9 protein-coding genes are annotated in these 11,842 nt (G+C 60.0%); 5 read left to right on the plus strand and 4 right to left on the minus strand.

All coding sequences use genetic code 11. The annotated features are described in order from the left end of the window. Entirely contained in the window at nucleotides 1–963 is a 963-nt protein-coding gene (locus ACA069_RS28475; protein ID WP_187677180.1) for a LysR family transcriptional regulator, read from the plus strand. On the opposite strand, the gene ACA069_RS28480 is transcribed toward ACA069_RS28475, so the two are convergent. The 3 genes from ACA069_RS28480 to ACA069_RS28490 form a co-directional block, all read right to left on the minus strand. Continuing rightward, nucleotides 905–1,108: a PA3496 family putative envelope integrity protein gene (locus ACA069_RS28480; protein WP_187677181.1), complete on the minus strand. Its 204-nt coding sequence runs from the start codon at nucleotides 1,106–1,108 to the stop codon at nucleotides 905–907. The two genes, ACA069_RS28475 and ACA069_RS28480, sit on opposite strands and share 59 nt — an antisense overlap. 175 nt (nucleotides 1,109–1,283) lie before the next feature. After that, a complete protein-coding gene (hexR, locus tag ACA069_RS28485; RefSeq protein WP_007962240.1) occupies nucleotides 1,284–2,150 on the minus strand; it encodes a transcriptional regulator HexR in 867 nt (288 codons plus the stop codon). A gap of 127 nt (nucleotides 2,151–2,277) precedes the next feature. After that, on the minus strand, nucleotides 2,278–5,151 hold the full coding sequence (locus ACA069_RS28490) for a putative bifunctional diguanylate cyclase/phosphodiesterase (protein WP_497615676.1): 2,874 nt from the start codon (nucleotides 5,149–5,151) through the stop codon (nucleotides 2,278–2,280). Between the two features lie 256 nt (nucleotides 5,152–5,407). On the opposite strand from ACA069_RS28490, the gene uvrD reads away from it, so the two are divergent. The 3 genes from uvrD to ACA069_RS28505 all read left to right on the plus strand — a co-directional run bounded on the left by uvrD (nucleotide 5,408) and on the right by ACA069_RS28505 (nucleotide 9,239). Then, nucleotides 5,408–7,591 (plus strand): DNA helicase II, encoded by a 2,184-nt coding sequence (gene uvrD, locus ACA069_RS28495; protein ID WP_187677183.1) that lies wholly within the window; start codon nucleotides 5,408–5,410, stop codon nucleotides 7,589–7,591. 226 nt (nucleotides 7,592–7,817) lie between these two features. Then, entirely contained in the window at nucleotides 7,818–8,693 is an 876-nt protein-coding gene (locus ACA069_RS28500) for a Tim44 domain-containing protein (RefSeq protein WP_187677184.1), read from the plus strand. 138 nt (nucleotides 8,694–8,831) lie between these two features. Further along, entirely contained in the window at nucleotides 8,832–9,239 is a 408-nt protein-coding gene (locus tag ACA069_RS28505) for an SMI1/KNR4 family protein (protein ID WP_003187120.1), read from the plus strand. Between the two features lie 21 nt (nucleotides 9,240–9,260). Here ACA069_RS28505 and ACA069_RS28510 read toward each other — a convergent pair whose 3' ends face one another. Further along, nucleotides 9,261–11,024, minus strand: coding sequence for a cation:proton antiporter (locus ACA069_RS28510; RefSeq protein ID WP_497615679.1), 1,764 nt, complete (start codon nucleotides 11,022–11,024; stop codon nucleotides 9,261–9,263). 280 nt (nucleotides 11,025–11,304) lie between these two features. Here ACA069_RS28510 and ACA069_RS28515 point away from each other — a divergent pair, with 280 nt between their 5' ends. Further along, complete coding sequence (locus ACA069_RS28515) at nucleotides 11,305–11,787, plus strand: acyl-CoA thioesterase (RefSeq protein WP_083349923.1); 483 nt, start codon at nucleotides 11,305–11,307, stop codon at nucleotides 11,785–11,787. Nucleotides 11,788–11,842 lie beyond the last annotated feature (55 nt).

Genomic DNA, 11,842 nt, shown 5'->3' on the forward strand with positions numbered 1-11,842 from the left:
ATGCGTAAGTCCTTGATGCGTATGACATTGCGTCAGTTGCAGATCTTCAACGAGGTTTGCGATTTACGTTCTTATAGCCGCGCAGCCGATGAAATGTCTCTCACACAACCGGCCGTCAGCCTACAGATTCGTCAGTTGGAAGAGCTGATCGGGCAGCCATTGTTCGATTACGTCGGCAAAAAACTCTACATGACCGAAGCTGCCGAAGCCCTTCAACGTGCCAGTCGAGACATTTTCGGGCGCTTGGAAAACCTCGATATGCAGCTGTCGGACATGCAGGGTTCGTTGCAGGGTCAGCTGAAACTGGCGGTGGAATCGAGCGCCAAGTACTTCGTGCCGCACCTGTTCGCCGCGTTCAAGCGCCAACATCCGGAAGTGAATCTGCAACTGACCGTGGTCAACCGCGGCCAGGTGATCCGACGCCTGTCGGACAACCGTGACGATCTGGTGATCATGTCGATGGTGCCGCAGGACATGGGCCTGGAATTTCTGCCGTTCTTGAACAACCCCATCGTGGCCACGGCGCGCCCGGATCATCCGTTGGCGCATATGGGTCCGCTGCGTTTGCAGGATCTTGAACCTTATACGTTGCTGATCCGCGAACCCGGTTCAGGCACGCGACTGGCCTGCGAGGAATACTTCAAAGAGAAACGCGTGCACTTCACCCAGACCCAGGAAGTGGCCTCGGCCGAAGCTCAGCGCGAATGCGTGGTGGCGGGTCTGGGCCTGGCGCTGTTGACGCGCCACGCCCTGAACCTGGAACTGGCGACCGGCGGCCTGGTCGAGTTACCGGTCGAAGAGTTGCCGCTGTTCCGTAGCTGGTGCCTGGTGCAAGCCAAAGCGAAACGACTGTCACCGGTGGCGCACGCCTTCCTGGCGTTTATCCGCAGCGAGCGCGTGCAGATCAGTGCGCTGGTTGAGCGCTTCGACGGGAAGCTGCCGGTGCTGCCTGCCAGTGATTGATCTCGGGAAAATCGCCGATTTCGGCCTGAAGCTGACGGAGTTCGAAGCGATCTTCGATCGCGCGGCGAAATTCCATGCGGCGCTGATCTTCCTGCTGACGACGGGTTTTCGCGGCGCTGTTGCGTTCTTCGTAAGGCTGAGCCATTTCGAGTCTCCCAAGGCGTTTACGGGAGTTTCACGATAGGCGTGGGGGATGACGATTTGGCGGCGAGGGGATGACAGTCCGATGAAAATTTCCATCGAAAAGCAAAAGATCGCAGCCTTCGGCAGCTCCTACACCGATCTCTGTAGGAGCTGCCGAAGGCTGCGATCTTTTGATCTTAGTCGTCGAGGGCTTTTACGGCTTTGGGCGACAACCGCAAGCTGCGCAAACTGCGCTTCACGCTCTTGAGATGGTTGACCAGACTCGGCCCGCGCGCCATCGCCACCCCCATCGCCAACACATCGATCACCACCAGGTGGGCGATACGCGACGTCAGCGGCGTATAGATTTCCGTGTCTTCGTGAACATCGATGGCAAGGTTGACCGTCGACAGTTCCGCCAACGGCGTCTGGCTCGGGCACAGGGTGATCAGCGATGCACCGCTCTCACGCACCAGATTGGCAGTGATCAGCAGATCTTTCGAACGCCCGGACTGGGAAATGCAGATCGCCACGTCGGTCGGTTTCAGCGTCACTGCCGACATCGCCTGCATGTGCGGATCGGAATACGCCGCTGCGGTCAGCAGCAAACGGAAGAACTTGTGCTGGGCATCCGCCGCCACCGCGCCCGACGCGCCGAAGCCGTAGAACTCGACACGCTGCGCCTGGGACATCAGCGTCACCGCGCGCTGCAACTCCACCGGATCGAGCTTCTCGCGAACCTCCATCAGGGTGTGCAACGTAGTGTCGAAAATTTTCAGGCTGTAATCGGCGACCGAGTCGTCTTCATGGATCGCGAACTGGCCAAAACTGGCACCGGCGGCCAGGCTCTGCGCGAGTTTCAGTTTCAGATCCTGAAAACCGGAACAACCGATGGCGCGACAGAAGCGCACGATGGTCGGCTCACTGATGCCGACGCTGTGCGCCAGGTCAGCCATGGAACTGTGCATCACTGCCGCAGGGTCAAGCAGCACGTGGTCGGCGACCTTGAGCTCCGACTTGCGTAACAGGTGACGTGACTGGGCGATGTGTTGCAGCAGATTCAAGGGGCTGGACTCTTGTTATGGTCGGGGATGTAGCAAGCTTGTAGTTATACTACATGAATTGGCTTTTTGCCTGCTCAATGCGTAACTCCATGTCCCCATATCAGGCGCGATGGGCTGCATGTAGCCCTTAAAGCGGATTTCCCTGTTGGCGCAAAAGCCCGGCCAGACCGGCGGCCTCCACCGGTCGACTGATCAGATAGCCCTGCACTTCATCGCATCGCTCTGCGCGCAAAAATTCCAGCTGCTCGTGCCGTTCAACGCCTTCGGCCACCACTTTCAGCGACAGTCCATGGGCCATGGCAATGATCGCGCGGGTGATCGCCGCATCTTCACTGCCCTCGCCCAAACCGCGAATGAACGCCTGATCGATCTTCACGTAATCCACCGGAATCCGCTTGAGATAACTCAATGACGAATAGCCGGTGCCAAAATCGTCGATGGCAAGCTTCACGCCCAGATCGCGCAGTTGCTGGAAGGTCGCGATGATGTGCTCAACGCTGTCGAGCAACTGACTTTCAGTCAGTTCCAGCTCAAGGTAGTGCGGCGCCAGGCCGGTTTCCTCCAGCACCTGGCGCACCAGACTGACCAGTTTGCCTTGGCGCAACTGATGCACCGACAGGTTCACCGAAACACGGATCGGCGCCAGCCCCTGACGCTGCCATTCGCATGCCTGCCAGCAGGCCTGACGCAGCACGAATTCGCCGATAGGGCCGATCAGACCGGTTTCCTCGGCCAACCCGATGAAATCTCCCGGCGGCACCCGACCCATCGTTGGATGATCCCAGCGCACCAGCGCCTCCGCCGCATTCAGGCGCCCGGTTTCCAGGCACAGCTTCGGCTGATAGAACACCTTCAATTGCTTCTCATCGATGGCTTTGCGCAACTGGTTTTCCAGCTGCAAACGCTCAAGCGTACTGGCCTGCAAGCTCTCGGTGTAGAACTGGAAGTTGTTGCCGCCCAAGTGTTTGGCATGTTGCATGGCAATGTTCGACTGACTGACCAGCGCGGAAATCTCCCGGGCGTTGTCCGGCAACATGCTGATGCCCATCGAGGCGCTGACCACCAACTCATGCCCTTCGACCGTCAGCGGCAGCCGCAGCTTGGTCGACAGTCGTGTGGCGACGCGCGCCAGACTCGACAGGTTGCCGTAAGCATCGAACAACACCGCAAATTCGTCACCGGACAGCCGGGCGATGGTGTCGGCTTCCGGTAAGGCGTTGACCAGCCGCCGGGCCATTTTCTGCAACAACTGGTCAGCGACTTCATGGCCGAGGCTGTCGTTAAGCAGTTTGAAGCGATCGAGATTGATGTGCAGCAACGCCAGGCTGCGCCGCCCGCCCTGCCGCACCCGCTGATGCGCCTCGTGCAGGCGTTCGCGGAACAGTGAGCGATTCGCCAGCCCGGTCAGTTCGTCGTAATGGGTCAGATAGCGCATGCGCTCTTCGGATTCGCGTCGCGCCGACAGATCGGCGAAGAAGCCGACGATATGGCTGACATTTCCTCGACTATCGCGCACCGCGTTGAGTTGCAGCCACTGCGGATACAGCTCACCGTTCTTGCGGGTTTCCACCAGTTCGCCCTGCCAACTGCCGTGCTGCTCCAGCGCATGACGGATCGCGACGTAATGGCGGCGGGCATCGCGACTGCACGGCAGCTCGACGACGTTGCGCCCGAGCATGTCGTCGATGTCATAACCCGTCACGCGGCTGAAGGCCTGGTTGATCGCGATCAATGCGTAGTTCGGGTCGAGAATCACGATGCCTTCGCTGGCAGCTTCAAACACCGTTGCCGCCAATCGCTGCTGCTCTTCCAGATGCTTGCTGGCGCTGATGTCGCGCCGCGTGCCGAGCATGCGGATCACCCGCCCGCTGTCGCTGCGCTCCACGGCGCGGCCACGGTCTTCTATCCACACCCAATGGCCATCGCCGTGACGCACGCGGTATTCGATCTGATAGTCCTCGGTGCGGCCCTTCAAATGCTCTATCAGCGCGTGCTTGAGCGACGGCAGGTCTTCCGGGTGCAGCCGCGGCTTGAGGTCGCGCAGGATGGCCGTGACGTATCCCGGGGCAAGGCCGACCAACTCCTGAATCTGCGTGTGATGGACTTCGTCGGTTTGCAGGTTCCAGTCCCACAGGCCCAACTCACTGGCCTTCAACGCCAGCGCCAGACGCGCCTCGCTTTTGCTCAAGGCCTGATTGGCCGCGTCCAGTTCGCGGCTGCGCAGGGCAACGCGGTCTTCCAGCTCAACCTGGGCTTCGCGCAATTTGCCCTCGGCACAGCGACGGTGTTCGATTTCCTTGGCCAGTTCCTGATTGAGCTGCTCGCTGCGAGCTTGCGTCTGTTGCAGGTGTTCGATCAGGTGCTGATTCTGAAAGCGCCGTAACAAGCCACGATCAATCAGCCGATTGACCTGCCACGCCACCACACTCAGCGAGCCCAACAGGATCAACCCGAGCCAGCCCCAGCCCCGCGCCATGTCATCACCGCCCCAGAACAGAAAGCCAATCGCCGGCAGCAGGCACGGTAAGGTAAAGGACAGAAACGCCGGCAGGCTCACCGCATAGGCGACGCTGGCCGACAGGGTCGCCGCGCCGATCAGGCCGAACACCCAGGCCTGCTGCATAAAGTTGTCGGCGGGCACGAGGGCGATGCCGGCTCCGGCCAGGGTCAACCCGGTCATGGTCGAACCGATCAGAAACATGCGGAACCAGATCGGCTGGGCCTGACGATCAGGGATCGCCGAGTCGAACGCCGCGACCTGAATCACCCGCAGCGCCACCAGCGACAACAGCCACACCAGCCAGACGCTGACCACAAAGTAGCGCTGCGGGCTCCAAAGCAAACCGGCGCAGACCAGACCATTGATCAACATGAAAAGGGTGGGCAACAAGGAGCCCTGATACAGCAGGCGCGTGCGCTCGACTGCCATTTCGACGGCATAGTGCTTGCGGATAACCCGGGGTTCCACAGAGGGGCCCGACAGTTCGGCGCTGAGGGTCATGGGCAACGTTCTTGTTCTTATAAGGGGGCGTGCGCCCGAAACGTGAACGGAGCATACACAAGCCAACCCCTTTGCCAAACTGCCCCGGATCATAATTTCAGCGAAACTTTTCGCCCCCGTGGCACCGACAAAACCCGCAAAGCGAGACGGGCTGACGCTTGTAGCCAGTGACCGACCGGTCGTCATCGGCAGCAGTTTCATCGGCTAATGCAAAGCTCGGTTTGCCCGGGCCTGCGGCGCACCCTAGAATGCCCCGATGCGCGATGATCTCTCCCTTCTGCTGAACTCCCTCAACGATGCCCAACGCCAGGCCGTAGCAGCCCCCGTTGGCCGTCAGTTGGTCCTGGCCGGTGCTGGCTCCGGTAAAACCCGAGTGCTGGTGCACCGTATCGCCTGGTTGATCCAGGTCGAAAACGCCTCGCCCCACTCCATTTTGTCGGTGACCTTCACCAACAAGGCTGCTGCCGAGATGCGTCACCGCATCGAGCAGTTGCTGGGCCTCAACCCGGCCGGCATGTGGGTCGGCACCTTCCACGGCCTGGCGCACCGCTTGTTGCGGGCGCACTGGCAGGAAGCGGGCTTGAGCCAGACTTTCCAGATTCTCGACAGCGATGACCAGCAACGCCTGGTCAAGCGAGTGATCCGCGAGCTGGGCCTGGACGAGCAACGCTGGCCGGCCCGTCAGGCCCAGTGGTTCATCAACGGACAGAAAGACGAAGGTCTGCGTCCGCAACACATTCAGGCCAGCGGCGACTTGTACCTGGCCACCATGCGCGGCATTTATGAAGCTTACGAGGCTGCTTGCCTGCGCGCGGGCGTTATCGACTTCTCCGAACTGCTGCTGCGCGCCCTCGATTTGTGGCGTGATCACCCGGGCCTGCTGGCGCACTATCAGAAACGCTTCCGGCACATTCTGGTGGACGAGTTCCAGGACACCAACGCCGTGCAGTACGCCTGGTTGCGCTTGCTCGGTAAGGGTGGCGACAGCCTGATGGTGGTCGGCGACGATGACCAGTCGATCTACGGCTGGCGTGGCGCGAAAATCGAGAACATTCATCAGTATTCGTCCGACTTCCCGGACGCCGAGACCATCCGTCTGGAGCAGAACTACCGCTCCACCGCCGGCATCCTCAAAGCGGCCAACGCCCTGATCGCCAACAACACCGGCCGTCTCGGCAAGGAGCTGTGGACCGACGGCGGCGACGGCGAGGCGATCAACCTGTACGCCGCGTTCAACGAACACGACGAAGCACGCTACGTTGTCGAAACCATCGAAAGCGCGCTGAAAACCGGCTTGGCTCGCAGCGATATCGCGATTCTGTACCGCTCCAACGCCCAATCCCGCGTTTTGGAAGAAGCCTTGCTGCGCGAGCGCATTCCGTACCGCATCTATGGCGGCCAGCGCTTCTTCGAGCGGGCGGAAATCAAGAACGCCATGGCGTACCTGCGCTTGCTCGAAGGTCGCGGCAACGATGCGGCACTGGAGCGGGTGATCAACGTCCCGGCGCGCGGCATCGGTGAGAAAACCGTCGAAGCCATTCGCGAGCATGCACGCCACAGCGATGTATCGATGTGGGAAGCCATGCGCCAACTCGTCGCCAATAAAGGCCTGACCGGCCGCGCTGCCGGTGCACTCGGCGCGTTTATCGAGCTGATCGAAAACCTCGCGGCCAAGTGCATGGAGATGCCGCTGCATTTGATGACGCAAACCGTCATCGAGCAGTCCGGCCTGATCGCCTACCACGAAGCGGAAAAAGGCGAGAAGGGCCAGGCTCGGGTAGAAAACCTTGAGGAACTGGTCAGCGCCGCACGCAACTTCGAGAACACCGAAGAAGACGAAGAACTGACGCCACTGGCGGCATTCCTCGGCCACGCTTCGCTGGAGGCCGGCGACACTCAGGCCGACGAACACGAAGACAGCATTCAGCTGATGACCCTGCACAGCGCCAAAGGCCTGGAATTCCCTTACGTGTTCCTGGTGGGCATGGAAGAAGGCCTGTTCCCGCACAAGATGAGCCTGGAAGAGCCGGGGCGTCTTGAAGAAGAACGGCGCCTGGCCTACGTCGGCATCACCCGGGCGATGCAGAATCTGGTGATGACCTATGCTGAAACCCGACGCCTGTACGGCAGCGAGACCTACAACAAGGTCTCGCGTTTCGTACGTGAAGTGCCGAAAGGCCTGATTCAGGAAGTGCGCCTGTCGAACAGCGTCAGCCGACCATTCGGCGGCAACCAGTCGATGAGCGGCAGCAACCTGTTCAGCGGCAGCGAGATTCCGGAAACCGGCTTCAGCCTGGGTCAGGCGGTGCGTCACTCGATCTTTGGCGAGGGCGTGATCCTCAACTTCGAAGGCGCCGGGGCCCAGGCTCGGGTGCAGGTGAACTTCAGCGAAGGCAGCAAGTGGCTGATGCTGGGTTACGCGAAGCTGGAAGCGATCTGACGTTCACGCGTAGAACAAATGTGGGAGCGAGCCTACTCGCTCCCACAGGGATCGATTTCTTTCTGAACCTATCGACTTTTCCTACAGCCAAAAGTACATGGCCTTATTGCCGCGACCGAGCTGAACGTAACCTGTCAGGCAAAAGCCCGAAACACTCTCTCGCTAGCCAGCAACAGTTCAGCTGTGCAACATGGCGCGCGTGTCTCCACAAACGGGAATTCCCTTTATGAAACGTTTTCTTAGCATCGCCATGGCGTTGTGCATCGGCCTGACGATGAGCCTCGACGCCAACGCCAAGCGCTTTGGTGGTGGCAAAAGCGCCGGCGCTGCGCCGACGCACCAGACTAGCCAGATGGCTCCTTCTTCCCCAGGCGTGGGCGGCGCTGCAGCGACCGCTGGTGCTGCCGGTGCCGCTGGCGCTGCTGCCAAGGCTGGCGGCGCTTCGAAATGGCTCGGCCCTCTGGCCGGCATCGCCGCCGGTGGTCTGCTCGCTTCCATGTTCATGGGCGGCGGCTTCCAGGGTATGCAGATCTTCGACATCCTGATCATGGCCGTGATCGCGTTCGTGATCTTCCGCTTCATCGCCGCTCGTCGTCGCAAGCAGCAGGAGCAACTGGCTCCGGCCGGCGCGCCAATGCAGCGTGAAGTGTTCGAACAAAAGCCTGCCGGCATGGGTTCGATCTTCGGTGGTTCGGCTGCACCTGCCGCCGCCCGTCCGGTAATCAACGCACCGGCCTGGTTCAACGAACAGAACTTCCTTGAAGCAGCCCGTAGCCACTTCCAGTCGCTGCAGCAGCACTGGGACGCCAACGAAATGGACAAGATCGCCGAGTTCGTGACCCCGCAAATGCTTGAATTCCTCAAGCGTGAGCGTGCGGATCTGGGCGACGCTTTCCAGTCGACCTACATCGACAATCTCCAGGTGCAACTGGATGGCGTGGATGACCGTGCGGACAAGACCATCGCCACCCTGACCTTCAGCGGCGTGTCGAAGACTTCGCGTTTCGACCAGGGCGAAGTGTTCAGCGAAAGCTGGAACATGGAACGTCCGCAGGGCGACAACCAGCCTTGGCTGGTGGCTGGTATCCGCCAGAACGGCTGATACCCTCTGCCTTAAGCATGCGGTAACGAAAACCCCGGACTTGTCCGGGGTTTTTCTATTTCGCGGTTGCATCTATAGCGAGCTACTGTATAAACCGGCCCATATAAACCGCGCCATTCAAGCAAGAGGATCCCGGACGTGGAAGAAATCATCGAACAACTGCGCGAAGCCAACGAACCCGTACCGGTTCCATTGGAGTTGCCTGACGAAGACTTGCTGGTCGAAATCGAAGAACAACTGTTCATCGACATTCCGTTTGTCTTCAGAGAGTTTTTGCTGACGGTCAGCGACGTGGTTTACGGCAGCCTGGAACCGGTAACTGTCACCGACCCGCAATCGCACACCTACTTGCCGGATGTCGCCGCCAACGCTTGGGATGCCGGCGTGGATCGCAGCCTGATCCCAATTTGCCAGGACGGCGACGACTACTACTGCGTCGAAGAAGACGGCACCGTGGTGCTGTGGCAGGCCGAAGAAGAACTGATTGCCGAAGAAACCTGGGAGTCGGTGTGGCACTGGGCGCGGGACGTCTGGCTGGAAAGCTGATCGGCCAAACGCCCCGGTTGGTCAGTGGCCCGACGACTCCTTGTGGTTGTCGAGGGTTTCCAGCAAGGCCACCTGCATCCGCGTGTGCACGCGGATGAACCATCGCCAGAGCAGCGCCGCCACGGCGGCCGCGACCACGGCGATCAGCACCAGCAACTTGTTGGTCGGCAAGATACTGGCCGACAAGGCTGCCAGCAGCAGGAAAATCACCAGCAGCGAGAGAATCGGGATCACTTCTGAGATGACCCGACGCACTCGCTGCGTGTGCCGCCCGGCCATCTCCGGCTTCACGCCCATTTCCGCCAGCAGCATCGACAGCGCCTTGAGCTTGCGATAGGCGGCGATGAGGAACGGCAGCGACACCAGCAATGCCCCGCCCCAGATCAACGCCTTCTGCCAGCTCGAATCACTGATCCAGTCTTGCAGCGACAGCGAGATGCGCTCGGCGAAATACGCGCCGGCGAAGAAGATCGCAATCACCAGCGCCAGATTGACCCCGACCTGCAACAGAATCCGCCGGATCATCGACGCCAGCATGGCGCCCTCGCCTTGCGGCTGGATGCTGCGCAGCCATTCGCCGTACATTCCGAATACCCGTGCGAGAGGCTTGGGCATGGCGGCAGACAGCTTGATCGACAGCGGATCCGCCGCGCGAATCAGGTACGGCGTCAGCAGTGTGGTGATCACCGACACTGCCACGGCCACCGGATAGAGGAAGTTGCTGGTGACCTGCAAGGTCATGCCCAGCGCGGCGATGATGAAGGAAAATTCGCCAATCTGTGACAGCCCCATCCCTACCCGCAGTGAGGTTCGTCCGTCATTGCCGGCGATAAAGGCACCAAGGCCGCAGGACAGAATCTTGCCGAGCACCACGGCGACGGTGATCACCGCGATCGGCCACGCGTATTGCAGGAGAATCATCGGGTCGAGCATCAGGCCAATGGCGACGAAGAAGATTGCACTGAACAGGTCTCGAACCGGCTCGATCAACCGCTCGATCTTCAGCAGTTGCCGCGACTCGGCCATGATCGCGCCAATCATGAACGCCCCCAGCACCATGCTGTATTCGAGCTTGACCACCAACAGGCAGAAGCCGAAACACAGGCCCAATACGGTGATCAGCAGCATCTCGTTGCTTTCGAATTTGGCGACGTAGGCCAAAAGGCGCGGCACCAACAGAATGCCAATCACCAGCGCGACAATCATGAACAGCGACAGCTTGCCGACCGTGGAAAATACTTCGCCGGAGCTAACAGTGCCGCTGACCGCGATACTCGACAGCAAGGCGATGATGCCGATGCCGAGGATGTCCTCGACGATCAATACGCCGAAGATCAACTGCGCGAAGCGCTCGTTCTTCATCTTCAGATCGTTGAGCGCCTTGACGATGATGGTGGTCGAGGAAATCGCCAGGATCGCGCCGAGGAACAGCGAATCCATGGTGTTCCAGTCGAACCAGCGGCCGATTTCGTAACCGATCCAGATCATCAGCACGATTTCGAGGAACGCCGCGATAAATGCCGTGGCACCGACCTTGAACAGCTTGCGCAAGCTGAACTCCAGGCCAAGGCAGAACATCAGGAAGATCACCCCCAGCTCGGCGAGGGTCTTGATGGTTTCTTCGTCGTGGATGAGGCCGAACGGCGGGGTGTGCGGGCCGATGATAAACCCGGCGACGATGTAGCCAAGCACCACTGGTTGCTTGAAGCGATGAAACAGGACGGTCACCACACCCGCGACCAACATGATCACTGCCAGGTCCTGAATAAAACTGATGGCATGCATGGCGTGGGCTCCTTGAATGACGAGGCTCGCAGTCAGACATCAGAAAAGTCTGAGCGAGCTGGGTAAAAATCCGCTTTTCGTGTGGGAATTGCCCTTGAGGCGGGCTTTTGCAGGGTAACACCGCGACTTCCGGCAGGAAGGCGGTGCAATATAAGGAAACAGATCGATCCCGGCGTGACGGCGGTCCGTCGCCCGGCGTCCCGATAACGGTACTTTTGAAAAGCGACCAGGCACCCGCAGAGGTGCTTCCAGCAAACCCGCCTTGATCCGTGAGAACGTTATGGAACCCGGAAACGCCCAGCTGTCGATGACGGTACTGATGACCCCCGACATGGCCAACTTCTCTGGCAATGTCCACGGCGGCACCCTGCTCAAATACCTCGACGAAGTGGCCTACGCCTGCGCGAGCCGTTATGCCGGCCGCTACGTGGTGACGCTGTCGGTGGATCAGGTGATTTTCCGCGAGCCGATTCATGTCGGCGAACTGGTAACCTTTCTGGCGTCGGTCAACTACACCGGCAACACCTCGATGGAAGTCGGTATCAAAGTGGTGACCGAGAACATCCGCGAGCGCTCGGTGCGCCATACCAACAGCTGCTTTTTCACCATGGTCGCGGTCGACGATCAGCGTAAACCGGCTCCAGTGCCGCCGCTGCAGCCGCAGAACAGCGAAGACAAACGCCGCTACATACAGGCCCAGCAGCGCCGACAGATTCGCCAGGAGCTGGAAAAGCGTTATCAGGAAATAAAAGGCGACGCCTAAGATCAAAAGCAAAAGATCGCAGCCTGCGGCAGCTCCTACAGAGGATTAACGTCCA

Source organism: Pseudomonas sp. LBUM1652, assembly GCF_059716105.1.